The organism is bacterium, assembly GCA_030530825.1.
Classification (GTDB): Bacteria; Patescibacteriota; Saccharimonadia; order Saccharimonadales; family Saccharimonadaceae; genus Nanogingivalis.
Genome location: JAUMUF010000001.1, coordinates 98,799 through 125,776 on the forward strand (window position 1 = coordinate 98,799; position 26,978 = coordinate 125,776).

24 protein-coding genes, 2 tRNA genes and 3 rRNA genes are annotated in these 26,978 nt (G+C 41.3%); 24 read left to right on the forward strand and 5 right to left on the reverse strand.

The features are described 5' to 3' along the window. Positions 1–222 precede the first annotated feature (222 nt). The 7 genes from Q4A21_00555 (at position 223) to rrf (ending at position 8,399) form a co-directional block, all read left to right on the forward strand. Positions 223–1,751, forward strand: a 16S ribosomal RNA gene (locus Q4A21_00555). Between the two features lie 275 nt (positions 1,752–2,026). Continuing rightward, positions 2,027–2,103, forward strand: a tRNA-Ala gene (locus Q4A21_00560). A gap of 88 nt (positions 2,104–2,191) precedes the next feature. Continuing rightward, positions 2,192–2,268: transfer RNA gene (locus tag Q4A21_00565), tRNA-Ile, on the forward strand. Between the two features lie 81 nt (positions 2,269–2,349). Then, positions 2,350–3,624 carry a hypothetical protein gene (locus Q4A21_00570; GenBank protein MDO4902037.1) on the forward strand — a complete coding sequence of 425 codons (1,275 nt, stop codon included), beginning with the start codon at positions 2,350–2,352 and terminating at the stop codon, positions 3,622–3,624. A 16-nt stretch (positions 3,625–3,640) separates the two neighbouring features. Then, the gene (locus tag Q4A21_00575) at positions 3,641–4,615 is read left to right on the forward strand and encodes a hypothetical protein (protein ID MDO4902038.1); all 975 of its coding nucleotides are present in this window, start codon (positions 3,641–3,643) and stop codon (positions 4,613–4,615) included. 342 nt (positions 4,616–4,957) lie between these two features. Further along, a 23S ribosomal RNA gene (locus Q4A21_00580) occupies positions 4,958–8,105 on the forward strand. A gap of 185 nt (positions 8,106–8,290) precedes the next feature. Then, positions 8,291–8,399: ribosomal RNA gene (rrf, locus tag Q4A21_00585) — 5S ribosomal RNA — on the forward strand. A 43-nt stretch (positions 8,400–8,442) separates the two neighbouring features. Here the strand turns inward: rrf and Q4A21_00590 are convergent. Then, complete coding sequence (locus Q4A21_00590) at positions 8,443–9,297, reverse strand: hypothetical protein (protein ID MDO4902039.1); 855 nt, start codon at positions 9,295–9,297, stop codon at positions 8,443–8,445. 152 nt (positions 9,298–9,449) lie between these two features. Between Q4A21_00590 and Q4A21_00595 the strand changes: the two genes are divergently transcribed. Beyond that, positions 9,450–9,704, forward strand: a complete 255-nt coding sequence (locus tag Q4A21_00595) for a KGG domain-containing protein (protein ID MDO4902040.1) — start codon at positions 9,450–9,452, stop codon at positions 9,702–9,704. 38 nt (positions 9,705–9,742) lie between these two features. Here the strand turns inward: Q4A21_00595 and Q4A21_00600 are convergent, their stop codons facing one another. After that, complete coding sequence (locus tag Q4A21_00600; GenBank protein MDO4902041.1) at positions 9,743–10,189, reverse strand: hypothetical protein; 447 nt, start codon at positions 10,187–10,189, stop codon at positions 9,743–9,745. A gap of 141 nt (positions 10,190–10,330) precedes the next feature. Here Q4A21_00600 and Q4A21_00605 point away from each other — a divergent pair, with 141 nt between their 5' ends. From Q4A21_00605 to Q4A21_00620, 4 genes are all read left to right on the forward strand, one after another. Next, complete coding sequence (locus Q4A21_00605; protein ID MDO4902042.1) at positions 10,331–11,392, forward strand: S1 RNA-binding domain-containing protein; 1,062 nt, start codon at positions 10,331–10,333, stop codon at positions 11,390–11,392. A gap of 105 nt (positions 11,393–11,497) precedes the next feature. After that, complete coding sequence (infB, locus tag Q4A21_00610; GenBank protein MDO4902043.1) at positions 11,498–13,285, forward strand: translation initiation factor IF-2; 1,788 nt, start codon at positions 11,498–11,500, stop codon at positions 13,283–13,285. 153 nt (positions 13,286–13,438) lie between these two features. Next, a complete protein-coding gene (locus Q4A21_00615; GenBank protein MDO4902044.1) occupies positions 13,439–14,152 on the forward strand; it encodes a hypothetical protein in 714 nt (237 codons plus the stop codon). Positions 14,153–14,233: 81 nt separating this feature from the next. Beyond that, on the forward strand, positions 14,234–14,647 hold the full coding sequence (locus Q4A21_00620) for a DUF5663 domain-containing protein (GenBank protein MDO4902045.1): 414 nt from the start codon (positions 14,234–14,236) through the stop codon (positions 14,645–14,647). 35 nt (positions 14,648–14,682) lie between these two features. Here the strand turns inward: Q4A21_00620 and fmt are convergent, their stop codons facing one another. The 3 genes from fmt to priA are packed head-to-tail and all read right to left on the reverse strand — an operon-like array spanning position 14,683 to position 18,153. Further along, a complete protein-coding gene (gene fmt / locus Q4A21_00625; protein MDO4902046.1) occupies positions 14,683–15,573 on the reverse strand; it encodes a methionyl-tRNA formyltransferase in 891 nt (296 codons plus the stop codon). Beyond that, positions 15,563–16,153 (reverse strand): peptide deformylase, encoded by a 591-nt coding sequence (gene def, locus Q4A21_00630; protein MDO4902047.1) that lies wholly within the window; start codon positions 16,151–16,153, stop codon positions 15,563–15,565. Before def ends, fmt begins: the two co-directional genes overlap by 11 nt. 38 nt (positions 16,154–16,191) lie before the next feature. Next, on the reverse strand, positions 16,192–18,153 hold the full coding sequence (gene priA / locus Q4A21_00635; protein ID MDO4902048.1) for a primosomal protein N': 1,962 nt from the start codon (positions 18,151–18,153) through the stop codon (positions 16,192–16,194). Between the two features lie 92 nt (positions 18,154–18,245). Here priA and Q4A21_00640 point away from each other — a divergent pair, with 92 nt between their 5' ends. The 12 genes from Q4A21_00640 to Q4A21_00695 all read left to right on the forward strand — a co-directional run bounded on the left by Q4A21_00640 (position 18,246) and on the right by Q4A21_00695 (position 26,968). After that, on the forward strand, positions 18,246–18,557 hold the full coding sequence (locus tag Q4A21_00640; GenBank protein MDO4902049.1) for an ArsR family transcriptional regulator: 312 nt from the start codon (positions 18,246–18,248) through the stop codon (positions 18,555–18,557). Positions 18,558–18,566: 9 nt separating this feature from the next. Beyond that, positions 18,567–20,219 carry a single-stranded-DNA-specific exonuclease RecJ gene (gene recJ, locus Q4A21_00645; GenBank protein ID MDO4902050.1) on the forward strand — a complete coding sequence of 551 codons (1,653 nt, stop codon included), beginning with the start codon at positions 18,567–18,569 and terminating at the stop codon, positions 20,217–20,219. After that, the gene (locus tag Q4A21_00650) at positions 20,216–21,217 is read left to right on the forward strand and encodes a glycosyltransferase family 4 protein (protein ID MDO4902051.1); all 1,002 of its coding nucleotides are present in this window, start codon (positions 20,216–20,218) and stop codon (positions 21,215–21,217) included. Before recJ ends, Q4A21_00650 begins: the two co-directional genes overlap by 4 nt. A 43-nt stretch (positions 21,218–21,260) precedes the next feature. Next, positions 21,261–21,479, forward strand: a complete 219-nt coding sequence (locus Q4A21_00655) for a 30S ribosomal protein S21 (GenBank protein MDO4902052.1) — start codon at positions 21,261–21,263, stop codon at positions 21,477–21,479. Between the two features lie 78 nt (positions 21,480–21,557). Continuing rightward, positions 21,558–21,995 carry a GatB/YqeY domain-containing protein gene (locus tag Q4A21_00660; protein MDO4902053.1) on the forward strand — a complete coding sequence of 146 codons (438 nt, stop codon included), beginning with the start codon at positions 21,558–21,560 and terminating at the stop codon, positions 21,993–21,995. Positions 21,996–22,072: 77 nt separating this feature from the next. Next, positions 22,073–22,621, forward strand: a complete 549-nt coding sequence (locus Q4A21_00665) for a type II secretion system protein (protein MDO4902054.1) — start codon at positions 22,073–22,075, stop codon at positions 22,619–22,621. 93 nt (positions 22,622–22,714) lie between these two features. After that, entirely contained in the window at positions 22,715–23,155 is a 441-nt protein-coding gene (locus tag Q4A21_00670) for a hypothetical protein (GenBank protein MDO4902055.1), read from the forward strand. 2 nt (positions 23,156–23,157) lie between these two features. Next, positions 23,158–23,649 (forward strand): hypothetical protein, encoded by a 492-nt coding sequence (locus tag Q4A21_00675; GenBank protein MDO4902056.1) that lies wholly within the window; start codon positions 23,158–23,160, stop codon positions 23,647–23,649. An 87-nt stretch (positions 23,650–23,736) separates the two neighbouring features. Beyond that, the gene (locus Q4A21_00680) at positions 23,737–24,282 is read left to right on the forward strand and encodes a nucleoside monophosphate kinase (GenBank protein ID MDO4902057.1); all 546 of its coding nucleotides are present in this window, start codon (positions 23,737–23,739) and stop codon (positions 24,280–24,282) included. Further along, complete coding sequence (gene map, locus Q4A21_00685) at positions 24,270–25,040, forward strand: type I methionyl aminopeptidase (protein MDO4902058.1); 771 nt, start codon at positions 24,270–24,272, stop codon at positions 25,038–25,040. The genes Q4A21_00680 and map overlap by 13 nt, the downstream gene beginning before the upstream one ends. 127 nt (positions 25,041–25,167) lie before the next feature. Then, positions 25,168–26,046: a hypothetical protein gene (locus tag Q4A21_00690; GenBank protein ID MDO4902059.1), complete on the forward strand. Its 879-nt coding sequence runs from the start codon at positions 25,168–25,170 to the stop codon at positions 26,044–26,046. Between the two features lie 67 nt (positions 26,047–26,113). Next, positions 26,114–26,968 carry a cation diffusion facilitator family transporter gene (locus Q4A21_00695; GenBank protein ID MDO4902060.1) on the forward strand — a complete coding sequence of 285 codons (855 nt, stop codon included), beginning with the start codon at positions 26,114–26,116 and terminating at the stop codon, positions 26,966–26,968. Positions 26,969–26,978 lie beyond the last annotated feature (10 nt).

Here is a 26,978-nt window from a genome sequence, read left to right on the forward strand (position 1 = left end):
AATTAAAAGAGTTTCTTGGCTATTTTTTGAAAAAAGTAAAAAAAGTTCAAAAAAAGTGTTGACTTTATTTTTGAAATTCGATATACTTATAAACAGTTCAGCGCGCGAAACTCTAAATGAGCGACGCAAATGTGGAGTTGAACTTATAAATGACCTTTAACAATTTAGTTGTGCAAATTTATCGTCAGTCTATTTTATAGATATCAAAACTTTGATATTCTTTTTATGGAGAGTTTGATCCTGGCTCAGGATTAACGCTGGCGGCGTGCCTAACACATGCAAGTCGAGCGGCAGCGAGTTTTACACTGAATTCTTGAGGCTACTGGTTTAGAGAGTAGAATCATTCGAGGATTTTGTGTAAAATGTCGGCGAGCGGCGGACGGCTGAGTAACGCGTGGGAATGTACCCCAAAGTGAGGGATAACGCATCGAAAGGTGTGCTAATACCGCATATGATCTTCGGATTAAAGCCTTCGGGCGCTTTGGGAACAGCCTGCGTAAGATTAGATAGTTGGTGAGGTAATGGCTCACCAAGTCGACGATCTTTAACTGGTTTGAGAGGATGATCAGTCAGACTGGAACTGAGACACGGTCCAGACTCCTACGGGAGGCAGCAGTGAGGAATCTTCCACAATGGGCGAAAGCCTGATGGAGCAACGCCGCGTGCAGGATGAAGGCCTTCGGGTTGTAAACTGCTTTTATAAGTGAGGAATATGACAGTAACTTATGAATAAGGATCGGCTAACTACGTGCCAGCAGCCGCGGTCATACGTAGGATCCGAGCGTTATCCGGAGTGACTGGGCGTAAAGAGTTGCGTAGGTGGTCTAATAAGCGAATAGTGAAATCTGGTGGCTCAACCATTCAGACTATTATTCGAACTGTTGGACTCGAGAGCAGAAGAGGTAGCTGGAATTTCTAGTGTAGGAGTGAAATCCGTAGATATTAGAAGGAACACCGATGGCGTAGGCAGGCTACTGGGCTGTTTCTGACACTGAGGCACGAAAGCGTGGGGAGCGAACCGGATTAGATACCCGGGTAGTCCACGCCGTAAACGATGGATACTAGCTGTTTGGGGTATCGACCCCCTGAGTAGCGAAGCTAACGCGTTAAGTATCCCGCCTGTGGAGTACGATCGCAAGATTAAAACATAAAGGAATTGACGGGGACCCGCACAAGCGGTGGATCATGTTCTTTAATTCGATGATAACCGATAAACCTTACCAGGTCTTGACATCCTTGGAATTCTTCCGAAAGGAAGAAGTGCTTTTTTGAGAACCAAGTGACAGGTGATGCATGGCCGTCGTCAGCTCGTGTCGTGAGATGTTTGGTTAAGTCCATCAACGAGCGCAACCCTTGTGAATAGTTGTATTTTTCTATTCAGACTGCCCCGGTAACGGGGAGGAAGGAGGGGATGACGTCAGGTCAGTATTTCCCTTACGTCCTGGGCTAGAAACGTGATACAATGGCTAGTACAATGCGCAGCGAAGCCGCGAGGTGAAGCAAATCGCATCAAAGCTAGTCCCAGTTCGGATTGTAGGCTGAAACTCGCCTGCATGAAGTCGGAATCGCTAGTAATCGCAGATCAGCATGCTGCGGTGAATACGTTCCCGGGTCTTGTACACACCGCCCGTCAAACCATGAAAGTCACTAACACCCGAAGTCCGATTCGTCGGCCTAAGGTGGGAGGGATGATTGGGGTTAAGTCGTAACAAGGTATCCGTACCGGAAGGTGCGGATGGATTACCTCCTTTCTAGGGAGAGTTATGCCAAAGGTTCGAGAAATCGACCTTTGAAGCTAGGTCGGTCTTTCTGAAAATTTCGTAGATTTTATTTTCAGATTCAACCTTTCGAGGTAAGACTAAAATTTACCACAGATTGAGATAAATTGCACAACTAAATTGTTAAAAATAAATTTCAGCCTATAAGGGCTGTTTTTATTATAAAATATATAAGAAAAAACTAAAAACCTCTTGATTTTTTATTTCGAATGGTGTAAAATAATAATTGTTCTTTAATAGAATAGTCTGGGGACATAGCTCAGTTGGCTAGAGCACCTGCTTTGCAAGCAGGGGGTCCAGGGTTCGAGTCCCTGTGTCTCCACCAGAGAAAGTTTTCGAAAATTCGAAGGTTTTCTCTGGTTTATCCAGTTATGGGGCGAACAAGGCTTCGGTCTTGGGCGTTCCACCAACAAGGGCGATTAGCTCAGCTGGTTAGAGCGCGTCACTGATAATGACGAGGTCGGAGGTTCAAGTCCCTCATCGCCCACCAGAAATTATTTCAAGCAAACCTTTAACGGAGGTTTGTTTTTATTATGGATTTTTCATAAAAACATTGATAAAATATAAGCATATGAAGAATTGTGTTTCGAGAATATTAGTCGCTGTTGCACTTGTATCTATCTTTGGTGCTTATGAGGCTAATGCGAGTAACTACACCGGACTAAGGGAGATTTCTCCTAAGGTTGAAATTGAGGCCTCCCTCAATAAGGAAAATAATAATAAAAATACTGGAGTCGATAGCACTTTTAGCTATTTTAGTATGAAGGTGAAGATGCCTCAAAAGGTCAAAAAAGGGGACTATTTCAATATTGAGATGCGCGGCATCCCGTCTTCAAATTTTGATAAATTAGATATTAGGGCTAACGATAAATATAAGACCCGAGTTGGCAAGATTTTTAAGACAGAAGAAAATATAAACGCTCGAAACATCCAGTTCGAAACTAGCCATCAACTTTTCGAGACTATAAAGCCTGAGCAGTCTGGTGATTGGAGGAAGTTTCAGGTTATTTTTGATGAAGAAGCAGAGAAGATTGATAATATAAATTTTGAGATTTCTTTTGAAAATCAATATCAAGGCTTTGCTGTTTCTTCCAAAGAATACCAAGTGCCGATTTTTGTTAAAATAAATAATCAAGAAATATTTACGGATGTAGCAAAAATTGGTGCATGGAGTAAGTATGTATATACAAAAGATTTTGGTGTGTACGAAATGAGCGTCGATGGTGTTATTGATAATTTTAAGTCAAATCTTACTTCTATAATTAACTGGCAGGGCGATATGTCGGGCAAGATCCTTCGAATGGAGATCGAGAAAGACTATCCTTATATATTTACCGGCATAGATGGTAATTCAGAGGGTGGAAAATTAATTCTGGAAGATAGTTTTGTTTATGGAGATTCTAATCCTGTTAGCGCCAATGGACTTATTGGTAATAATATTAAGGGCAAGAGCGAATTTAAGATTGCTAAGATTTCTGATAAATTTATAGAATTCGAAATTTTAAGTCAGTCTAATGGGAAGGGCGTGATCACTGGATTGAGTGGCGTTAAATTTGAGCCTATAGATAAAAACAGTTTCTTTAATTCTAAAAATCACAAGGCCAAAATCAAATATATAGTCAAAAACGGCGATAATATAGAATTTGAAAAAACAGTCGACACTGAAATAAAGATCAAAAACAACGACTTTAAGTCTGGACACTCGAACAATAAAAATAATGAAGAGAATAAAAAAACTAATAATGATGGCTGGGTTGTGCCGCTTGTTGGTATATTGGTATTCTTAGTTGTTGCTGTCGTGATTGTTTCTGCGTTATTGATTGTTAAACGCAGTAGAACTTTTTAGGTGTAATATTTAAATTATGGAAAATTTCGAAAAAGAGAAACCAAAAGAGAGGCTAGATGCTATTAAAATATCTGTGCCGGAAGAGGTTAAGGCACAGTTCTTAGAATATCAACAAATAGACAAATTACCTAATGGATGTGCTGTTATTGGTGGAGCGGCAAGGAGTTTGGCGTTTTCTTTAATAAATAGAGATCTAAAGTCACCTATTCCAATCAGGGATATTGATGTTGCTTATTTTATTGATGAAATCGATCAAGATGATGCAGATGGTTGGGCTGAACAATTTTCTCCGGACGACTATACTCATGGGCACGGCGCCCAGCCCATAGAGGATATTGATGAGTATATGGATTCTCGTGATTTAACTATGAACCAAGTTTTATATAAAGATGGTAAGTTATTTGTGTCGAGAAAGGCAATTCGTGATATATATCATGGCATCATTAATCCCTGCGAAGATAGAGGTGATTGGTATTATGACGATGCGGAAGATATAAGTATAAGATTGGCATTAAAGATAGTTCTTCAAAAAACAGTTATGGAAGAATATGTTGAAGATATAAAAATTAATGATAAGTTTCCGGATGGGTCACAAAAGATATTGAATAGTAGGTTTGAAATTAATGAGTTCTATGACTCTTCATATAATGGATTTCAATTGGCGCTTGCTATACAGAAAGCATTTGATTATGGTCAGGATACTCCTACTAGATTTTTGAAGAATCTTATAGATAGTTCTATGTTTGTTGAGTCTGAAAGTATTAAAGAATTTATATTGAATGAATCTGGTGAAATTAGGGACTTGTTTGATATAATGACTGACTTAAATGAGTATATATTGAGCATTCCTTTTGATTTCAGAAATTCCGCTGGCGAATTCTATTTTAATGAGGCTAATGACAGGATATTCGAGGAGCAATTTTCTAAATACGAGTATATAGAAAAAATGGTTGAAGGCGGTGGAAAGTTTCGCGGTAATATGAAAATGTAAAAATCTATAAAAAGTTGTTGACTTTTATTTTTGAATGGTGTATTATGGTAAACAGTTAAGCGAATGTTCCAATGTGAACCTCTGGCGGGAAGATAATATTGTCGGCAGTTTAGTTAAGTTTTGCGGAAAAATAAATAAAAACTTCGAAAAAACTGTTGACAAAAAATCCCAAATAATATAAAATAAGAAAGCTGTTGTGAGCAAATCAATAAGTTCGATTCTTCGAGCCTATAAATTTGCTCTCAAGGGAGCGAGAAATTTAACAATTTGGATAAAGAAGATAAGAATTTAAGATTGACGGCAAGTATTGGTTGTTACCAATTACTAGTTAAGTCAATGCATAAAAAGGTACTCAAGGGCACACAATGGATGCCTAGACGTATATTACCGATGAAGGACGTGGAAGACTGCGATAAGCTTCGGGTAGCTGTCAACAAGCTTTGATCCGGAGATTTCCGAATGGGGAAACCCAGCACGAGTCATGTCGTGTTGCTCTCAACTGAATACATAGGTTGTGTAGTGGGAACCACCTGAACTGAAACATCTTAGTAGGGTGAGGAAGAGAAAATAAATAATGATTCTGGGAGTAGTGGCGAGCGAAACTGGAAGAGCCCAAACCTTTTAAGTTTCTACTTTGTAGATAAGCTGATAGGCGAATACTTAATAAGGGGTTGTGAAATAACATAAGACCAAGTCAGAATACTTAATTTTATTGAGTAGTCTGACTTGCGATATGAAGCTATCAATTCATAGTAAGGTAAGAAATTTGCGTGGTTAGCAGAATAGTTTGAATGACTAGCCAAAGAACGTGAAAGCCGTGTACGCGAAAACGACGCAGACCTTATATATGTTTTTTCGAGTAGGGCGGGGCACGAGAAACCCTGTCTGAATCCGGCTGGACCACCAGCCAAGGCTAAATATAATATACGATCGATAGTGAACTAGTACAGCGATGGAAAGGTGAAAAGAACCCCGGGAGGGGAGTGAAATAGAACCTGAAATTGTGTGCCTACAAGGAGTCGGAGCAGTATTTATACTGTGACGGCGTGCTTTTTGTAGAACGATCCAGCGAGTTAATTTCATGCGCAAGGTTAAGTCAAATGACGGAGCCACAGTGAAAGCGAGCCTGAATAGGGCGACAAAGTGTATGGGATTAGACCCGAAACCGGGTGACCTAACCATGAGCAGGCTGAAGCTGCGGTAACACGCAGTGAAGGGCCGAACCAGTTCACGCAGTAAAGTGTTTGGATGACTTGTGGTTAGCGGTGAAATGCCAATCGAACTCGGAGATAGCTGGTTCTCCTCGAAATAGCTTTAGGGCTAGCGTCATGTAAAATAGCCAACGGGGGTAGAGCTCTGTAAACGACTGGGGCGGGCAACTGTACCCACCGTTAACAAACTACGAATACCGTTGGTGGTACCATGGCAGTTAGAACATCGGGGCTAAGCTCGGTGCTCAAAAGGGAAACAGCCCAGACCATCATCTAAGGTCCCTAAATTGACATTAAGTGGGAAACAAGGTGAAACTTCTTAAACAGCGAGGATGTTGGCTTAGAAGCAGCCATTCATTTAAAGAGTGCGTAACAGCTCACTCGTCAAGAGGTTTTGCGTGGAAAATGTAACGGGGCTAAAATGTCATACCGAAGATATGGATTTCGTTATTCCTACGGGTTTAACGGAGTGGTAGAGGAGCGTTCCTATCGGCTGTGAAGTTCAACCGTAAGGTTGGGTGGAGCGTTAGGAAGTGAGAATGCTGGAATGAGTAACCATAAGAAAGGTGAGAATCCTTTCGGCCGTAAGAGCGAGGTTTCCAGGGCTACTGTAATAATCCCTGGGTTAGTCGGGCCTAAGCCGAGGCGTAGCAGCGTAGGCGATGGACATCAGGTTAATATTCCTGAACCGGTTATAATTTGTATACTGTGTACGGTGAGATAATCAGAGCGGGTTATTGGTATACACCCGTCCAACTTAGCAGGAATGCCAAAGGAGTGAAAGTTATTCTACGGAATGATGATTCTGGTGAAAGCACTGGCTAGAAAAGCAGATATACGCGTGGTTATAGCCGCCCGTACCGCAAACCAACACAGGTGCTCGAGTCGAGTAGACTCAGGCTTACGAGAGACCCTTCGCTAAGGAACTCGGCAAAACAGCGACCGTAACTTCGGGATAAGGTCTGCCTCCGCATCATTTGATGCGAGTCGTGTTTCAAGCATTAGGTTAAGATTAAAATGGTTTTAATGAGTATCTTAAATTCATTTAGTTTATTAATTTTAATAACTTCTTTACCGAGATAGAACATAGTCTAAAAGGCTTAGCTTGGAACGCGGTTAACTCGTATCTAACGATGCGGAGGCCGCAGCAAAAGAGCCCACGGAACTGTTTACCAAAAACACAGGTCTCTGCGAACACGAAAGTGGATGTATAGGGGCTGACTCCTGCCCAGTGCTGGAAGGTTAAGGGGAGTGCTTTACGGTGCGAACTGAAGCCCCAGTGAACGGCGGCGGTAACTATAACCGTCCTAAGGTAGCGAAATTCCTTGTCAGGTAAGTTCTGACCCGCACGAATGGAGTAATCATGTGGGCACTGTCTCGGCGAAGGACTCGGTGAAAGTGCATTGGCGGTAAAGATGCCGTCTGTCCATGCCAGGACGAGAAGACCCCATGGAGCTTCACTACAGCTTTACATTGATACGGGTTACAACATGTGTAGAATAGGTGGGAGACTTTGAAGTAGATACGCCAGTATTTATGGAGTCACAATGTGAAATACCACCCTTGTTGTGATCTTTATCTCACTTGTGCCGTTATCCGGTACAAGGACCGTGTATGGTGGGTAGTTTAACTGGGGCGGTTGCCTCCTAAAGAGTAGCGGAGGCGTTCAAAGGTTGGCTAACTTCGGATGGAAATCGAAGTGATAGTGCATGCGCATAAGCCAGCTTGACTGCGAGAATTACAATTCGACCAGAGTGGAAACACGGAGCAAGTGACCCGCTGTAAGAACATTGTTCATTGAATGTGGGATCGACAGCGCACACGGATAAAAGTTACCCTGGGGATAACAGGCTTATCGCGCCCAATAGTTCACATAGACGGCGCGGTTTGGCACCTCGATGTCGGCTCATCACATCCTGGAGGGGGAGCACCTTCCAAGGGTTCGGCTGTTCGCCGATTAAAGTGGTACGCGAGCTGGGTTCAGAACGTCGTGAGACAGTTCGGTTTATATCCGGCATGGACGTTGATTCTTGAGGAGATCTGTCTCTAGTACGAGAGGACCGAGATGGACGAACCTCTGGTGTATCGATTGTGGCCACCTGCCGCAGTGTCGAGTAGCTATGTTCGGTTAAGATAAGCGCTGAAAGCATATTAAGCGCGAAACTGACTCCAAGATTAGGAATCCTAGGACACAGAAAGATGATCTGTTTGATAGGCGCAAGGTGTAAACCTGGTAACAGGCTAGCCAAAGCGTACTAATAGTCCATTGACCTTTTTATGTCTACATCCGCTCAAATAATCTTGCATTATTGACGCGGATGTGGTAGACTTAACTAGTAATTGGTGATTATCAAATGATAATCGCTAGTCAATCTTAACAATCTTGACACTAGTCAAGGACATCCAAATGAGGTTTTGGCTCACTGCTTAGGAATTTGTAGCGAGTTGAAGCTCAAAACCTTTTTTGGGTGCCCATGGCGCTGGGGAAATACCTGTTCTCATTCCGAACACAGAAGTCAAGCCCAGTAGCGGCGATTATACTGCGAAAGCGGGAAACTAGCACGGTGCTCAATTATAAAAAATCTCTCCGAATAGGGGAGATTTTTTCGTATATAATTATTGTTTATGTTTCTGGAATAAAACCAATTCGCCAAGTTCAATAGGAAATATTTTGATATCAGGATTTGCCTTTTTGATTTTTGGAGAAAGATCTTTCATTAGATTTAAGGGAATTTCGATATGGCTAATGTCCTTGAAGGATACATTTTCGAGAGAACGAGTTTCTGTATCGCTAAAGATTTTAGGCAGTCTTGCAGTCCTCTCGAGTCTTTTTACGCCTAAAATCACCGGAAAATTACCCTCGATATCAGAATATTTTTCAAAAGACTCCCAAGTGTTTCTTGCTGCTTTATTTACTTTTCCGCTCCACGACTTATCTGAGCCTATGTTATTCAATCTTCTCCACTTCATTATATTGAAAAGACTCCTTAATGAATGTGTAGTATAAGCCAAAATATACATTTTTGTGTAATGTCGCACAATCCAGAAAATGCTATCTCCGAAACGAAAATCAGGCTTTCCGTAGTTATGTATGTCTGCATAGCATCGAGCGATAGTTCGGTCCTCTACGAAAGATATTGACTTCATCCGGAGTTTTTCGGAATAAATCACAAGATAATCATCTTGCTGAACTTTTAGGCCATGCTTTAATATATTTTTGAAGATAGGCTTAATTTCTCTATTGCGATATTCGAATTCACCTGTTCCGTGCCAGAATTTTATGGTTTTGGCGCTGTTTTTATAGTCTAAAATCTCTTTTTCTGTAAAAAATGGGAGTTTATCCATATTCTCTAAAACCAACGCTGAAATGGCCTTATTTTGCTTCTTTGTTTGTATATTTTTGGGCAGAAAAAATATACCAATTTGCGGTAATAATTGTCTGTTGAAGGCATTATTTATGCGTATTTTCATTATTATATTATAACATACTACAGATGGGAAAATATAAACATATAAAAACATAAAAATATGCTTGTGTAAATATTGACAAAAAGCATAAGGTGTGATATACTAAAAACATAATCAGCAAAAAAGATTAATAATTTAAGAACAAAGGAGATCAAATGGCTGGAACAAAAGCAGGTGGCGCAAAGGCTGCTGCAACAAATAAAGCAAAATATGGTAAAGATTTTTACGCAATGATTGGGCGAAAGGGTGGTAAAAACGGAACGACTGGTGGCTTTGCTGCCAACCGCGAACTCGCTCGTGAGGCTGGTAGAAAGGGCGGTCGAATCTCTCGTCGCGGACCAGCAAAGAAATCAATCGTGGCGAATGAAATTTCTGAAACCACAAACATCGCCGTTCGAATTGGCGAGTAATAAAATTCGAATAATAAAAAATAGACTTCGAAAGAGGTCTATTTTTTATACCGGCGTAGTTCTGTAAATTTGGCGTCGTTGTTGTGCCAAATTTGCTGGCAATTTACGCATTTATAATCGCCATTTTTCATCTGGAAGCCATTGATTTGACAATTTGGGCAGAGGCTTCGTTTGTGTAGCCAATCGCGGTATGTATCGAGATGGTCTTCTATTAAATCTTGCGGAATCTTCACTCCGTAGTGTTGCGCTACTATTTTGGCCTGCTCCCACGCTTCGAGTTCCATTTTTAAGAGATCGATGTCTTTCTCGAAATTACGATGACCGCAAAGTGCGTGACCGAGTTCATGGAGGATTTTGGCTTCGAAGTCTTGGTCTTCGGTGTAAAAAATTGAATTTTTTTCTAAATTCCAATGAAATGAATGGTCGCACACAAATTCAAACTGAGTAAAATCCGCCCGCAGTCGCTCCAAAAACTTTTCTCTCATATTTCCATTTTACCACTGTTTGATATAAAATAAAAACCTTGATTTTTATTCTGATAAAAGGTATAATGGAAATAATCTTATGAGCAGATTTTTTAGATTTGTTCAAAGAAATACAATGAAGGAAGGAGTCTTAAAAGACTTATGGCAACAGCCAAAAAACTAACTATGGACGAATTGTTGGCGTCCGCAGAAATCAACCAACTAACTCAGGGAGAGATCGTTGAAGGTGTTATCCTTTCCGTCAAAAAGCATGAAATTTTGGTGGATTTGGGTGCGCGAGGCGTAGGTATGGTCCCACGCCGAGAAGCAGGATTCTCTCGCAATTTAACAGAAGGTGAAGAAGTTACCGCCAGCGTAGTTGACTCAGAGATGGACAACGGCTTGGTATTGCTTTCTCTCCGCAAAGCCGCAAAAGATCGCGGTTGGGAAGAAGTTCTCGCTAAACTCGAAAGCGGCGAAATCATCGAAGTTGTGCCTTTCGATGCAAATCGAGGTGGACTACTTGTAGAATACGAAGGAATCCGCGGATTCTTGCCAGTTTCTCAATTGTCTGCTGAGCATTACCCACGAGTTGGCGCAAGCGACAAGGATGAGATTTTGAGCCGTCTTAACGCGCTCATCAACAAGTCTATCGCTGTTCGAATTCTCGATGCTGACCGAAAGACCAACAAGTTGATCTTCAGCGAAAAAGAAGCCATCAAAGATGGCCTCAACGAGCGATTCGAAAGCCTCAAAATCGGCGATGAAGTTGAAGGCGTCGTAACTGGCGTTGTAGACTTTGGAGTTTTCGTCAATATCGAAGGTATCGAAGGTCTTGTCCACATCTCAGAAATTTCTTGGGAACGTGTAAATAATCCAAAAGACTACGTCAAGATCGGCGACAGCATCAAGGCTAAAATTATTGCTATCGACAAGGATCGTCTCAGCCTTTCGATGAAGCAACTAACAGAAGATCCTTGGCTTACAGAAGTTGAGCAATTCAAAAAAGGCTCAAAAGTTGAAGGAACTGTAACTCGAATCACACCTTTTGGTGCGTTCGTTCAGATTTCTCCAGCGATTGAAGCGCTTGTTCATGTTTCTGAACTTGGCAAAGGCAACGATGTCAACCCAGAGAACATTTTCACTCTTAACGAGCGAAAAGACTTTGTCGTTATCGACATCGACAAAGACGGCCGAAAGATTTCATTGTCTTTGGCTAAATAATTTCGACAAAAGAAAATTAAATTCTTGCGTTGAAATGCTCGAAATCGGCTTTCGAAGTTGGTTTCGAGACTTCAGCGTATGAAAATTAAAACCAGAGGAGGTTATATGAATCAAAAGAAAATCGTCAATATTACAGATTCAATTACAGTTGATGAACTTGCGGGTGCGTTGAATTTACCTGTAACCACTCTGATTGGTGAACTTTTCAAAAACGGCATTGTTGCTACAATTAACCAACGGATCGATTTCGAGACAGCCACAATCATTGTCGAGGAACTCGGGCTTGGAGATGTTGAACTTCAGAAGAAAGAAAAGGCTTCGGCTGTTTCTTCGAAGTTAGAAAGAAAGCGAGAAATATCTGAAAATGCCGAGCCTCGTCCGCCGATTGTTGCGGTAATGGGCCACGTTGACCACGGTAAGACGACGCTTCTTGACACAATTCTCAGCACAAAAACTGTTAGCGGTGAGGCGGGTGGAATTACCCAGCACATTTCCGCTTATCAGACTGTTCGAAACGGTCGTCCTATCACTCTTCTTGATACTCCTGGGCACGAGGCTTTTGCGGCGCTTAGACAGCACGGAGCAACTCTAACTGATGTAGTGGTAATTGTTGTGGCTGCAGATGATGGTGTTAAGCCCCAGACAATTGAGGCGATTCGCTTTGCGCAAAACGCCAACGCCAAGATTGTCGTTGCTATCAATAAAATGGATAAAGATACTGCCAATCCAGATCTTGTTAAAGGTCAACTTGCCGAGCGTGGCTTAATGCCAGAAGAGTGGGGTGGAGATACTATTATGGTGCCAATTTCTGCTCTCAAGGGTGATGGAATTGATAATCTTCTCGATATGGTGCTTTTGACTGCTGATATGGAAGAACTCCGCGCCGACACTGGTATTCCTGCTGAAGGGCTTGTGATCGAATCTCATATGGAAGTTGGTAAAGGCTCGGTTGTTTCTCTTCTTGTGGAGCAGGGCGATATCAAGCAGGGTGATTTTCTTATCGCTGGCACAACTTACGGAAAAGTTAGAACTCTTCTTGATTTCAAAGGTGAGAATATGAAAAAGGCTGGACCTTCCACTCCAGTTACGGTTACTGGATTCAAGGAACTTCCACAATTTGGCGATATTTTCAAGATTGTAAAAAATGAAAAAGAAGCGCGAAATTTGGCTCAAGCCGCCAAGATTGAAGCCGCCCAGAATGCCGCTACCGCCAACACTACCTCTGCTGATCTCTTAAAGATGATGACACAAAAGCGCGATGCGGAAGATTTTAATATTGTTATTAAAGCGGATGTTCAGGGTTCTCTGACCTCTGTTTCTGACAGTCTCAGGCTCATCGATACTGGTGGAGAGGTTAATCTTAGCGTAGTCGGATCAGGTATTGGTAATATTACTGAAAACGATATCCATCTCGCTGCCGCAGGTGAAAATACAATTATTTACGGATTTAACGTTGAACTTCCGCCTGCTATTAAAAAAATCGCTACTCGCGATCGTGTCGAAGTTCGAATTTATAAAGTTATTTATGAACTTCTTGATGATGCGCGTCAAGAAATAGAAAAACTTCTTGCGCCCGAAGTTGTCGAAATGGAAATTGGCTCACTTGAGGTTAAGGGTGTTTTCCGCACAATGAAAGAAGAGATCATTGCTGGTGGCGAGGTAAAATCTGGTAAAGTTTATGCTGGTCTGCTTGCGCGAGTTATCCGCAAGAAAGAGATTCTTGCAGAAGTTGAACTTTCTAGCGTTCAGCGCCAACAGCAAGAAGCTAAAGACGTTATCGAAGGAGAAATGTGTGGTCTTTCTCTAAAAACTCAGAAGAAAATCCAACTAGAAATCGGCGATCGCCTAGAATTCTTCACTCGAGAAGTTGTAGCTCGAAAGCTCAAAGGCTAAAAACACTTTTCAAAAATCCTATAAAATCTCTCGAAGCATCGGGGGATTTTATTTTGTCCGCAAAAACTCTTGACAAGATGGGGGGGGGGGGGGTATGGTATAATCAAAGCGTAAATTATAAAAATAAAAACAAAAAGAAAGGATTTTTCAAAAATGAAAGATTTCAACAAAATGGAGCAGTCTAATGATTCTTCTGCTTCTCAGTGGGAAATGACACCTGCGGAGATTGCAGAAATGAAAGAAGAGCAAAGCCGACGAGAACTAGCCGAGGTGAAAGTCTCAGGAAGGTTTAACCGAACAGAAAAGATCGGACTTCACGAGTCTATTAATGCTGGCGAAACATCTAAGGATAGGCTTGATAGGGCAAGAGAGCAGGTCAATTTCTGGTCTAGAGAGAAAGATATTGAAGATCGTCGGGAATATTGGACTAAGGAATTTAAGCAACGCCAGGATTTTCATAGGGAAATAGATCAAAGAGAAAAGACTTCCACCCTTCAAAAACTAAAAAGCGAAGCTGAATATAATCTATCTAGGCGAAGTATTTTTCAGAAAGGTTGGGATTTTATAACCTCTGGATTTAGTGCGTCTAAGGTTGCAGATAAATACTATAAAAAGTATGATGACTACTTGAATCAAGAGTATAGCGACGAAGTCTCTAAAAATATAATAACTGGCTTTAATGAAAGTATAGATAGAATAGAAGAGCAGGCTAATAGGGATATTTCCGAACTAAATGAATGGGTTATTGATGAGGCTCGTATAAATAATAACAGACGAATGCGTCCAGATTTTACTATCGAAAATACAAGTGACTATCTTGCCGTTAAGAAGTCTATCCGTCGAAACCGGAAAAAGAATCAAAAATAGTATAAATCCGCTCCAAAAGGGCGGATTTTATTTGCTAAAACTTCCCGCTTATGCTAAAATGGAAGAAGAAACGAGGTAAATATGTTTGAATTAGATGAGAAATTTTTTGAAGAAATTGGCGTAAATCAAATGCCTGAGTCGGAGCGCTCTGCGTTCAAATCGCACATTCAAGAAGAGGTTGAAGTGCGCGTTGGAGAGAGAATTTCTGACGGTATGCCAATGGAAAAACTTGAAGAATTCGAGATGATTATTGACGGAAATGCGGATTTTGTGCAGAGTTGGATTTTTGGCAATGCACCAAACTATCGTGATGACGAGATTTATCAGGCGTTTGTACGTCAAAATGGTGGCGCGGAAGGCGTTAATGTTATAACAGAATATGCCGGCATGAAGTGGCTCCAACTTAATCGTCCAGATTTTGCGCAAATTGTTCAAGATGTGACTTCAGAGATGAAGACGGAACTTCGAGAAAATATCTCTAAAATTATTGGTTAAATAAAATCGCTCCAGTATTGGGGCGATTTTTGAGATTATCTCAAGTATCCACGAGCAAATTCTTCTGCCGATATTTTTTTACCACTTGGAGCGGTTAGAGTTAGGATTTTTAAGAATTTGCCGTCCTTGAATTTGATTTCAAGAGGTGAACTGCTTGAAATATCGCAAACTTCAGCGGAATTAACAATCACTGTATTTTCTCCAATTTCTATCTTACTTTTGGGGAAAATCTCGAAGGCGCGGATTTGCCTTTCTGCTTGATCGGCAGTTAATCTGGAAGGATCGAGCAGAGCGTCATTTTTGGACAAAAGAGAGCAGTAGGTGGCCTGTTTGTGATTTTGCTCAGATGGTAGAATGTCGCCGCGCATGATTTGCTCAAGCGACTGAGATAGAAGAGTTGCACCTTTGGACTCGCACATTTCGTAAAGAGTCTTGGCGGTTACTTGGCTAGAAATTGGAAACTCCGATTGGATGTAGATTGGTCCCGCATCCATGTCTTTGGTTAGGCCCATTATTGAGATACCAGTTGTATCATCTCCATTGAGAATCGCGCTTTCTATTGGGCTTGGACCTCGATATTTTGGCAAAAGTGAAGGATGAACATTGATAATTCCGCCGTCGAAAAGGTCAATGATTGATTGCGGAATAATCCGGCCAAAACTCACCAGAACACCGATTGGGCGTATTGGAAGGCTTTCTACAAATGGGACGATTTCTGCCATTTTTGAGGGCTGTAGGACGCGTATTTGGTGTTTTTCAGCGATTATTTTGACTTTTGGCGGGGTGAGTTTTTGTCCACGACCTTTTTTTGAATCGGGTTTAGTGACAACCGCTGCTACTTCAAAGCCTTTCGAAATAAGTGCCTCAAGACTGGCTGCAGAAAAATCTTCCGTACCGAAAAAGACGATCGGACGGCTATTCTTCATCCAAATCCTCCCACAAATCTTGATTGTTCTTGATGTCTTTCTCGTAATTTAATGGCTGAAGTTCTCCGCGGTCGTTGAGTTGATAAAATGCGTGCTTTTTGTCCCTGATATGATCGATAAATAGCACACCATTGGTATGGTCAATCTCATGCTGAAGAACTCTCGCAAGGAAGTCTTGCGCCTTGATACGAATCTCCTCGCCATTGATATCTAGCGCCTTAACGCGGATTTTGCTGTGGCGGGGGACTTTTCCGTAAATTCCTTTGATCGAGAGACAGCCCTCAAAATCTTCGACAATTTTACCTTCAAATTTGACAATTTCTGGGTTGATGAGTGCGACAAATTCTTGGTTGGACTTATCATCAAGATCCGCACGAACGATCACGATTTTGTAAAGTTGATCGATCTGTGGGGCCGCTAGCGCCGCCGATATCTCATGCGGGTGGTGCTTTTCCCAGTCGAGGCTTGCATCGATCATATCTTGAATAATTTGCCTGATTTCATCATTTATAAAATGAACTCTCTCCGCCTTTTTTCTGAGATTTGGATTGGGTAGGGTGATAATATTTTCTGCTTTCATTATGTTAAATTATAGCATATTTTGGTTTAAAAGTGTAATTAAATCAGCCCGCCATCCAAATCTGCCCGCCAGTGGGCTTTAGTCTGAAATTGCCGTGCGATCTGTGTGAGGTGTGCGCGTTTTTTGCTTTTGATTACAATTTGCCAGCGATAAGTGTCGCCAACTCGCTCATAAAATGCAGGTGTTGGGCCAAAAATCTGGACCTTTCCGCTAAATTCCTCTCGAATTTTCTTCGCCGCTTTTTGCGCATTTGCTACGGCGGATTTTTCAGTTTTATAAACACAGGTCAATCTTAGCATATGAACGAAGGGCGGGTAATTTTGGGCTTCACGATTTTTAATTTCGAAATTATAGAAACCATCGTAATCTTGATTTATGCCCAATTTTATCGAAGGCGCATCGGGCTGGTAAGTCTGAATCACCGCATTGGTGTCGTCGTCATGACGCCCAACTCTCCCAACAACTTGTGATAGAAGTTGAAAATTTCGTTCGCTCGAATTAAAATCAGGCAAACTCAATCCAGCATCAGCCTGAACGACAACTACGGTCTTAAGTAATGGCAAATCAAGTCCTTTGGCGATGACTTGCGTGCCGATGATGATGTCGATTTCGCCACTTCGAATTTCTACGTAGAGTTTTTCGACGGTTTCTTCTTTGCCTGAATCCGCGTCAAAGCGTGCGATTTTTTTATCAGGAAAAATCTTGCGTATCTCTTCTTCAATCATTTTGGTGCCAATGCCTTTGTGTATGATTTCTGGCTCGCCACAATCTGGGCAGACTAGGGGAACTTTCTCTCTATGGCCGCAAATATGGCTCGCCAAAATATGCTTATCATGATGAAGCGTCATCGGTAGAAAGCAATTCTTGCATAGCGCTTGCCAGCCGCAATTATGACACATTGTAATGCTCGCCGATCCGCGACGGTTGTGATAAATCAGGACCTGCTTACCTTCTTTAAGAGTTTTTTTCATCTCTTCGAGAAGTTTGTTTGAAAAAAATCGGTGCTTCAAATTTTCCTTTTTTGAAATATCTATAAGGTGGATATCGGGTGGCTGGGCGGTTGATTTGGCGAGATTTTTAAGTCGAATTATTGGATTGCCACCATTTTTTTCGGCAATATCCGCGAGAAAATAATCTTCGACTGATGGCGTTGCTGAGCCAAAAATCGCTTTAATTTGGAACTGTTTCGCCAAAAAACTCGCCGCTCGAAGCGCAGAATATTTGGGCGTTTGATCTTGCCTGAAAGTCGGCTCGTGACACTCATCAATCACAATTAAGCCAAGATTTTTAACTGGCGAAAAAATCGCCGAACGCGCTCCAATGATAAGTTGAGGCTCGGCATCGTTGAGAATTGAAAGCCAAATTTTGTGCCGTTCGGCTTCAGTTAAGCGCGAATGGATTATTTTTATGTTCGAAAATTCTCGCGAAAAATTGGCGACGAGTTGCGAAGTTAGAGCGATTTCTGGAACTAAAATTATGGCTGATTTTTGCTTTTCGAAAAGCATTTTTTTGGCTTGATTTATGTAAATTTCAGTTTTTCCAGAGCCCGTGATGCCGTGAATGAGTGTCGTTCCGCTCGAGATTTTGTCGAGTTTTTCAATGGCTTCAATCTGTTCTTGGTTGTATAAAAAATTTATACAAGGACTGTTGTCGATTGAAGAAATTTTTTGTTCAGACTTTTTTGAAATTCGGCGGTTTTTTGATATTCCGGTCGGTAAAATTCCGCTCAAAATCTGTGGTAAGGGTGTAGCGTAAAAATCTCTCATCCACTCGGCAGATCTCAAAATATGTTCTGGGAGATTTTTTGAGATTATTCTTGAGATTTCTTTTGTTTCGAAATCGGGCTTTTCGACTTCGCGCCAAACCACGCCTATCATCTTTTTTGAGCCAACAGGAATTTCGACAATATCGCCACGAGAAACTTCTTCGCAAGAAAAATAAGTAAAAAATTCCGCTCCGTCACGGACAATTTTGATTGGTGCGATTTCCCAATATTTCATTTTTCTATTATAACACTTTGGATTAAATTTTGACAAAAACCAGCCTTGAAATTCAATCCAAAATCAAGTAAAATAGATGAAAAGAGGGAATTATGGTAGATTTGGATATTTTTATCACATCACGAGTTAAACGCAAGTTGGTTGTGTTTTTTGTATCGTATCCTGCCATAAAAATGCACTCGCGGGGGCTTGCTAAACTTTTGAAAGAAGATGCCGGTAATGTTCAACGTGAACTTTTGAAGTTGGAAAAGGCTGGCTTTTTAACTAAAGAAAAAAAGAAAAATACTTTTGTGTTTTCAGTTAAAACTGATTTTTTGTTCTTTTCAGAACTCCAATCTATTGTAGTTAAGGTCAGAACACAGCATAAAAATGCAGCCAAATTGACCGCGCAAAAATCGGAGTAGAAGATCGGAATGACTTCGAAAGAGATTGTCGAAAAAATCTTATCTCGTCGTGGAATTTCTCAAGAGAATCTTGACGCTTTTTTAAATCCAGATTACGAAAATCAGAGCGACCCGTTTCTTTTACCAGATATGGAGAAAGCAGTCGATAGGCTTGTTCGGGCGAGAGAAAAGCAAGAAAAAATTACGATTTACGGCGATTACGATGTCGATGGCGTGAGTGCTTCTGCGCTGATTTTGGATGCTTTTGAAAAATTTGGTTTTGAGAATGTGGATTTTTTCTTGCCAGATAGATTCAGAGATGGTTATGGAATGAATGAGCGAGGCGTGAGAGAGTTGGCTGAGCGCGGAACTAAGTTAATTTTGACAGTCGACTGTGGCTCTCTTAATCACGCAGAGATTGACATTGCACAACAATTCGGTATAGACACAATCGTAACAGATCACCACAATATCGCCCAAGTCCAACCAAATGCCATCGCCGTAGTCAATCCTCGAAGGGCGGAAAACAGATATGCTGGCGCGGAGAAGTTTGCTGGAGTGGGCGTGGCTTTCAAGCTGGTTCAGGCTCTTCAAACTCGGCTTTCTGGGCTCGATAGTGGCCAAGAGAAATGGCTTCTTGATCTTGTTGCTCTTGGCACCGTCTGTGATATTATGGAGCAAACTATCGAAAATCGCCAAAATACGTTTTTTGGTCTAAAAGTTCTTGAAAAAACTCGCCGTGCGGGTCTAAAATCGCTTCTGGCCTACGCTGGAATTTCCAAAATTTCTTCTTCTACGCTCGGCTTTGTGATTGGGCCCAGGATCAACTCCGCTGGTCGGCTTGACTCTGCTGAAATCGCTCTCGACCTTTTGACTGAAAAAGATCCGTTTCTTGCACTCGAAAAAGCCAAAAATCTCGATGAACTCAATAAGCGCCGCCGTAAATTTCAATCTGATGCGCTCGAAATTGCCATAGAAAAGGCTTCGAAAATGGAGAACGACAAAGTTCTGGTTGTGGCGGATGAGAATTTCAACGACGGCATCATTGGCATTGTTGCGAGCGGACTTGTTGAAAAGTTCAAGCGGCCGGTTTTTGTAATCTCGATTGAAGGTGAAGTCGCCAAAGGATCGGCGCGAAGTTTTGGCCAATTTTCTGCTTCGAAATTGATTGATAAGGCGCGCGAAGTCGATGGTCTGATCATCAAGGGTGGCGGTCACGATGCGGCGGCTGGAGTGACACTTTCGACCAACAAAATTGATGAATTTCGAAAATTAGCCAACGATTTTTATGATCAACTTGGGCTAAATAGGGAAGAAGAAATTGCCTCAATCTTGCCGCAAACCGATATCGAAATTGAAGATTTCTCACCAATTAATCTTGAACTTTATGATGAAATTTCAAAGTTGGAGCCGTTTGGCAAAGGTAATGAAGAGCCGATTTTCGAAATTCGTAACGCCCGAGTTGTGGCTCGACAAGATATGGGCGATAAAAAGCAACACATAAAATTGACTTTAACTGATGGCGAGAACGAGATGAGAATGATAAAATTCAATGCGCCAGATGAGTTCAAGGCAGAGATTGGTGAAAAGTTACGTGTTCAATTCAGCCTTAGCCTGAATGAATGGCAAGGCAGAAAATCGGTTGAAGGACAAATTTTATTTTTAGAAAGGGAGAAATTATGAAAATTTTATTATTCAGAGATGATGAAAAAACTTTCGCCAAAAGTGGCGTTGGACGCGCAATGAAGCATCAAGAGCGCGCGCTTGAACTGGCTGGCGTTGATTTTACTTTTGATAAAAATGCCGATTTCGACATTGTTCATCTCAACACAATCAATCCGCAATCTTATTTTTTGGCAAAAAAAGCTCGAAAAATGGGCAAAAAAGTTGTTTTTCACGCGCACTCAACAGAGGAGGATTTTCGAAATTCTTTTGCGTTCTCTAATCTGCTTGCGCCGATTTTCAAGAAGTGGCTCAAAAAATGCTACAACACGGCGGATATTTTGCCAACGCCGACGCCTTATTCAAAGAGTTTGCTCGAAAAATACAATCTTCGGCCGCCGATTGTGCCGATTTCGAACGGTATTGATTTGGAGAAATTTGCGCCAGATGATAAAAAAATCGCCAAGTTTCGAAAATATTTCAACCTTTCGAAAAACCAAAAAGTTGTGATTTCGGTTGGACATTATTTTGAAAGAAAGGGTTTGCCAGATTTTTGCGAAGTCGCACGGCAATTTCCAGAGGTAAAATTTATTTGGTTTGGCTATACTGTGCCGGCGCTCCTCACTGAAAACGTAAAAAAAGCCATCAAAAACAAGCCAGAAAATGTGATTTTGCCCGGCTACATTGACGGCGAAATTATTCAGGGCGCGTTTTCGAGTGCGGATTTGTTTTTCTTCCCGAGCTACGAAGAAACTGAGGGGATTGTGGTTCTTGAGGCGCTTGCTTCAAAATGTCAGGTTTTGGTCAGAGATATTGGCGTTTATGACGGTTGGCTTGTTAAAAACAAGAACTGTTTTATGGGTGAAAATAACGCAGAATTTACGGAAAAAATTCGACTTTATTTTGACGGATTGTTTGATTCGACGAAAGAAAAAGGCTTCGAAGTTGCCAAAGAGCGAAGTTTGGAGAAAATCGGCGAACAGCTTCGACAAATTTACTCTGAACTTTTGTCAAAATAAAACAGTTGATTTTTCGAAAAAAAGGTGATAAAATGGTGTCAGTATGAGTATTAGTGTAACAAGAAAAGACCAGAAGGAAGCGAACGAGAATATTATTCGCCGATTCAATCGCAAAGTTCTACAAAGTGGAGTTTTGAGCGAGGCTAAGGCGTCTATGCGATTTTCTAAGCCAATCAGCAAGTCTGAGCGCCGTAAAAAAGCGATCATCCGTAACGAGCGTCGTGCTGAAAAAACAATGAAAATGCGACTTGGTATTCGCTAAATCACAAATTCCAGTCGAGAGGCTGGATTTTGTTTTTTTGGGAGAGATTCTCGATAATTTAATTTTGAAAGGAGAAAAATGAAAGATCAGATCAACGCAGATTTGAAAACCGCGATGTTGGCGCGCGATAGTTTTACCGCTGACACAATAAAGGGACTGAAAGCAGCAATTTTAAACGAAGAAGTGGCCAAAAACAAGCGCGAAGAAGGTTTGACCGACTCTGAGATTGAAGCGGTTGTAGCGCGAGAAGTTAAAAAGCGCAAAGAGGCTGCGGCACTTTTGGATGCCGAGCGCGCAGAAAATGAGTTGCGTGAGGCGGAGATTCTCGCAAAATATTTGCCAGAAATGGCGAGCGAAGAAGAAATCCGAAGTTTCGTCGAAGCAGAAATTGCCAAATTGGAAGAAAAATCGATGAAGCAAATGGGTGCGGTAATGGGTGCCGCTAAGGCGAAATTTGGAAATTCAGCCGACGGCGCGCTTCTTTCGCAAATTGTTAAGGAATTGCTTTCGAAATAATACAAAAATCGGGTCTTTTATGGCTCGATTTTCTTTATTTATTGACAGTGCTACCCTGATAATGATATTATTTAGCTATGGAACATAAGCATAATAATGGCTTTACTATTATAGAGGTAGTTCTTGTTTTAGCTATTGCTGGTCTGATATTTTTGGCTGTATTCTTGGCTTTGCCTGCTATTCAGAGAAGCCTGCGCGATCAGGCCAGAAAGGATGCAGTAGCAAAAACTATATCAATGATTCAAGCATATCGGTCTAATGGTGGTAGAGAGTTAAGATACGGTTCAGCTCACGACAGCTATATTTTTACAAGAAGAGATGGTGGGTGGTTTACCAACGGTCAAGATTACGCAGGCATCGAGAGCTATCTCGATGGTCAGAATTTCCCGGCAGAGATTGAGCGTGTTTCTATTTTTACTAGAGGCTCGGCTCCTCCTTTTGTGCGCCACCCAAGGCGATCTGTATATGATGAATTTGTTGGTAGGCTCCAAATAGTCTTGCGTGGATCTTGCGATATTTCTTCCGCTCACGGGGAGGCGTTTTATCCCTCAAGGGATAGCAGAAATACTTCAATTGTTGCCATACATCTTGAGGGTGGAGATTGGTACTGCGAGGAATTTTATTAAAAAATCGAGCCTTGGGCTTGATTTTTGTTGACCCAGTATACTGTAATATGTTAAAATAACCATAAGTGTTTTAATATAAAAAGGAGATGTAATATGGATAAAGAGATTGATTTTTCTTCTCTTAACGATAAATCTTTCAAGACCAGAGAAGAAGCAGTTGACGCACTGACCCAGTTGCTGGAAGACAATAATTTTAAGAAGCGAGAGTGCGCCGATAATGAGCTTGCTGTTGCTGGAACGGGATCTACTCAGACGCAAGTTTCTGCTAGACATAATGCTAATGATATAAAATCGCCCAATACAGGCTTTGGGTCAGGCAGTGAGATGGCGATCTTGCTGATTGTTGTTGCAATCTTGGCTATTGTTACTGTTTATTTGGTAAAATTTAGTAAGAAGTCGAGTAAAATATTTAATTTCGTACTGGCTGGATTTATGGCGGTCTTTATGTCTTTTAGTGGTATTGGTAGAGTTTTTGCTCAAGATGATTTGCGGTGTGGACAATATGGTCCGTACGATATGTTTTTGCTACCATAGAGGTGGATAGAGGGGGTCCTTTTGGTGGCAATAATAACAATTATCCTAAATATAGGGTCCATATAGACGACTATGGTGACTCGAGAAATTTTATCGATGCTAAGGATTATCTGATCAATAATGAGGATGAGGTGCGTAGAAATATGCGGGATAGCACCACTGGCTATGATAGGATGATGTTTGATAGAAATGAAGTTATGCCGTACTCTTTTCATACTCCTCGTGAAATTTTTGAGAGATATAATATTCCTATGGAGGTTAGGACATTTGAGAGGTTGGCGGAGCTTCCTGTCTGGAGTGCTATAATTAGGCAGGACTATAAAAATATCTCAATTAGTGGATTGACCCATGCTGAGAGGCTGGATTATGGATTTAATTATCGAAAGGATTTGTTAAATGATCTTCTTAATAAGGAAGAGTTCAAGCCTGTAAATGATGGTAAATATCCGGGGCAAATTTTTATACGTGATGAAGAAGCTCTTTACTTTGTTTAAGCAGTTAAAACTCCTCCGGGAGTTTTAATTTTGCGCAAAATATGCTAAAATGGTTTTGATAAAATTTAACAAAACAAAAGGAATTTAATGATTGTATTTTTTGGTCCGGCAGGTGCTGGAAAAAGTGTTCAGGGCAATCTTCTGGCCGCGCGCAATGACTGGCGTTGGCTTGGTGCGGGGCAACTTCTCCGCGATAGCAAAGATCCAGAACTTCTTAAAAGAATGTCTACAGGTAAATTGGTTGAGCCGGAAATCGTTAATCGCATTATGGGCGAGGCGCTTTCTCGTGCTAATGATAAGGTTAGAAAAGTCATTTTGGACGGCTATCCACGCCAACTTGCGCAGGCGGAGTGGCTTTTTGAAAATAAAGATCACCATGGCAGAAATATTGAACTTGTGGTCGTCTTGGAAGTTCCTAGGAGCGAACTCCTTCGCCGCCTCGAAATCCGTGGCCGAATGGACGATACGCCTGAGATTATTGATGAGCGCCTAAGGATTTATCGTCAAGAGATGTATCCTGTTCTCAATTATTTTAATGAAAAGGGTGTGCGAATCGCTCATATTGATGGCACCGGCTCGGTTGGGCAAGTGCATGATCGCATAATGGAGGAGATTGAGTCGTGCGAAATCTAATCACCGGCAACAAGACAGAAGCGCAAATTGAAGCAATGCGGCAGGGTGGTAAAATCTTGGCAAAGATCTTGCGAGAACTTTGTGAATTTGCTCAAGTTGGCACCACTGGTCTCGAAGTTGACGCCTTTGCTCGCAAAAAAATCCAGCAATACGGGGTTAAGTCCGCTTATCTTACGCCAGATATTAATTTCCCGGGTGTAGTGTGTATTTCTGTCAACGATTGCGTAGTTCATGGCGTGCCAAATTCTATACCTTTCGAAAAGGGCGATGTGGTTAAATTCGATATGGTTATTGTTAAGGACGGAATGATGGTTGATTCTGCCGTGACTACTGTGATTGGTGAAGAGCCTAAAGGCGCGGTAAAAATGCTTTTGAATGAAACTAAAAAAGCGCTTTCGGCGGGAATTTCTGTCGTGAAGCCAGGTGTAAAAACTGGTGACATTGGCGCTGCGGTTGAAAAATCACTAAAAAAAGCCAAACTTGGTAATGTGTATGAACTTACAGGGCACGGAATTGGCGTAAAAATCCATATGGAGCCAAGTGTGCCTAATCAAGGTAAGGCTGGTAAAGGTGTGAGTTTTCAGGCCGGCGACACTTTTTGTATCGAGCCAATGACAACTCTCGGAAAATCAGATGTTGAGTTTAATCGTGACGGCAATGAATGGGATATATTTACTCGTGACGGCTCGCTGTCGGCGCACTTCGAGCATACAGTTCTCGTGACAGAAGACGGCGTCGAAATCCTCACACTTGAATAATTTTCTCTCAAATCTCCGCTCGAAAGGGCGGTATTTTACTTTCCTCTTGACATAATGGGGGGGGGGTATGGTATAATGCGAGTGTTAAATCGAAAAAACAAAAATAAAAAGAAAGGATTTTTCGAAAATGAAAAATTTCAATAAGCCTTCTTCGAATACTTCAAATCAAGACTCTTGGGGGCCAGCTGACAACTGGCGTAGTTTCGAAGATAATAAGGAGCGTTTTTATGATGGTGCTAATGATGATATGATTGATAGATTCTATCAAAGTGGTCTATCTCAGGATGAAAAGATGGAAGCTATCAATTCTGGCAAGAATATTTCCGATTTTTTCGATTCGAATGGTAATTTTGCTGTAAATAAAAATATAAAAATTGAAAGTGTCAAGAGATTTACTACTGACAGCGGAGTTGGTGATTCTTCTCAGGATTCTATTTACGAAAAGCAACCAGACGGAAGCTTTAAGCGGTTCAAGAGGCTTGAGGGGGATGAGCAGTATGGTGAGCATGAGCCTTTTAAATTTACGGTTTTTACAGATTTCGAAGGGGCAAAGTTTAAATATTCTGGACAACCTGAGTCTATTGATATGAAATCATGGGAGGCTATCGATACTGTTAGTAGTGCAGCCAAGGGTGGTGTTGGCGATAAACTTCCTAAGAAGAGGTTTTTCTGCACTGTAGATGAAGATACTGGTAAGCTTGTTGAGTTGAGTAGTCCATCTGATTATTTAAAAAGCGATGATAGGCCTCAAGCTTACTACGCGCAGACTCAATGGATGTCATTAGGGTCTTTAAGGAATATAACCGAAGAGCAAAAGCGTAAGTATAATATTTATAAATATACAAACGCATATGATGGTGGAGTTAGTGAAGTTGGTGTAGTTGAGAGACTGACTATGATTCCGGTTAAATTCGACATATCGATGGGTGATAGCGTTCTTGAATTAGATCCAGATACTGGCAGGAGGCATGTGGGTCATAATGTTAATGGCGTAGATGTATTATAGATGCTATATGGCGACTTTCTAAGGAAGGTCGCTTTTTTCTATTTAATATGCTAAAATAGTTAAGGTTATGTCGCACAATCACTTACACAAAATTCGAAAAGACAATCTTAAGATTGCGATTTTGCTTAATCTTGGATTTTCGATTTTTGAGTTTATTTTTGGGCTGATCTTTAATTCTAAAATGATTTTGGCGGACGCAATTCATGATGCTGGAGACGCTGGTGTTTTGGCATCGATGTTTTTGGTGGATTTTTTCAGCAAGAAAAAGCCCACTCGAAAGTATAACTATGGATTTCGAAGATTGAGTGTTGTTGGTGCTGTCGTTACTTCTGGGCTGATTCTACTCGGCTCATATCAGGTTGCTCGGTATGTTTATTATGAATTTGCCCGTCCTCACTATCACCCATATGTTAACGTACCGGGTTTGATGGCTGTGTCTGCTATAGGTGTCGTGGTGAATCTCTGGTCTGCTAAAAAACTCCACGGCTCCAAGAGTCTACTCGATAAGGCAATTTTTACTCATATGCTTGAAGACCTGATGGGTTGGATTATGGCGTTTTTGTCATCTATTTTGATTTGGTTCACTGGGTTTCATCAGATTGATCGCGTGATGTCTTTGGTGATTTTGCTTATGGTTGGCTGGAATGCTATTGAGGTTATGGTTAAGAGTGTAAAAGTGCTTCTAAATTCTGCGCCAAGCGTCAAAGATTTTACAAAAATAGATGAAGAAATTCTGCGGATTGAAGGAATTTTACAGATTGAAAATTCTCATTTCTGGACTTTGGATGGCGAACAAAATATTTATACAGCGACAATTTTTATCGAAAAGGGCGTAAAAAAATCGAAGTCTCGAACAGAAATCTCCAAGATTTTGGCTGGATTTGGTGTGGTTGATTCTACTATAGAATTCTTCGAAAAATAATCCTTGCGTT

Bases quoted from the DNA above. Each gene is read 5' to 3' on its own strand.
- Q4A21_00570 (MDO4902037.1), top strand. From the start codon at position 2,350: ATGAAGAATTGTGTTTCGAGAATATTAGTCGCTGTTGCACTTGTATCT.
- Q4A21_00575 (MDO4902038.1), top strand. From the start codon at position 3,641: ATGGAAAATTTCGAAAAAGAGAAACCAAAAGAGAGGCTAGATGCTATT.
- Q4A21_00590 (MDO4902039.1), bottom strand. From the start codon at position 9,297: ATGAAAATACGCATAAATAATGCCTTCAACAGACAATTATTACCGCAA.
- Q4A21_00595 (MDO4902040.1), top strand. From the start codon at position 9,450: ATGGCTGGAACAAAAGCAGGTGGCGCAAAGGCTGCTGCAACAAATAAA.
- Q4A21_00600 (MDO4902041.1), bottom strand. From the start codon at position 10,189: ATGAGAGAAAAGTTTTTGGAGCGACTGCGGGCGGATTTTACTCAGTTT.
- Q4A21_00605 (MDO4902042.1), top strand. From the start codon at position 10,331: ATGGCAACAGCCAAAAAACTAACTATGGACGAATTGTTGGCGTCCGCA.
- infB (MDO4902043.1), top strand. From the start codon at position 11,498: ATGAATCAAAAGAAAATCGTCAATATTACAGATTCAATTACAGTTGAT.
- Q4A21_00615 (MDO4902044.1), top strand. From the start codon at position 13,439: ATGAAAGATTTCAACAAAATGGAGCAGTCTAATGATTCTTCTGCTTCT.
- Q4A21_00620 (MDO4902045.1), top strand. From the start codon at position 14,234: ATGTTTGAATTAGATGAGAAATTTTTTGAAGAAATTGGCGTAAATCAA.
- fmt (MDO4902046.1), bottom strand. From the start codon at position 15,573: ATGAAGAATAGCCGTCCGATCGTCTTTTTCGGTACGGAAGATTTTTCT.
- def (MDO4902047.1), bottom strand. From the start codon at position 16,153: ATGAAAGCAGAAAATATTATCACCCTACCCAATCCAAATCTCAGAAAA.
- priA (MDO4902048.1), bottom strand. From the start codon at position 18,153: ATGAAATATTGGGAAATCGCACCAATCAAAATTGTCCGTGACGGAGCG.
- Q4A21_00640 (MDO4902049.1), top strand. From the start codon at position 18,246: ATGGTAGATTTGGATATTTTTATCACATCACGAGTTAAACGCAAGTTG.
- recJ (MDO4902050.1), top strand. From the start codon at position 18,567: ATGACTTCGAAAGAGATTGTCGAAAAAATCTTATCTCGTCGTGGAATT.
- Q4A21_00650 (MDO4902051.1), top strand. From the start codon at position 20,216: ATGAAAATTTTATTATTCAGAGATGATGAAAAAACTTTCGCCAAAAGT.
- Q4A21_00655 (MDO4902052.1), top strand. From the start codon at position 21,261: ATGAGTATTAGTGTAACAAGAAAAGACCAGAAGGAAGCGAACGAGAAT.
- Q4A21_00660 (MDO4902053.1), top strand. From the start codon at position 21,558: ATGAAAGATCAGATCAACGCAGATTTGAAAACCGCGATGTTGGCGCGC.
- Q4A21_00665 (MDO4902054.1), top strand. From the start codon at position 22,073: ATGGAACATAAGCATAATAATGGCTTTACTATTATAGAGGTAGTTCTT.
- Q4A21_00670 (MDO4902055.1), top strand. From the start codon at position 22,715: ATGGATAAAGAGATTGATTTTTCTTCTCTTAACGATAAATCTTTCAAG.
- Q4A21_00680 (MDO4902057.1), top strand. From the start codon at position 23,737: ATGATTGTATTTTTTGGTCCGGCAGGTGCTGGAAAAAGTGTTCAGGGC.
- Q4A21_00690 (MDO4902059.1), top strand. From the start codon at position 25,168: ATGAAAAATTTCAATAAGCCTTCTTCGAATACTTCAAATCAAGACTCT.
- Q4A21_00695 (MDO4902060.1), top strand. From the start codon at position 26,114: ATGTCGCACAATCACTTACACAAAATTCGAAAAGACAATCTTAAGATT.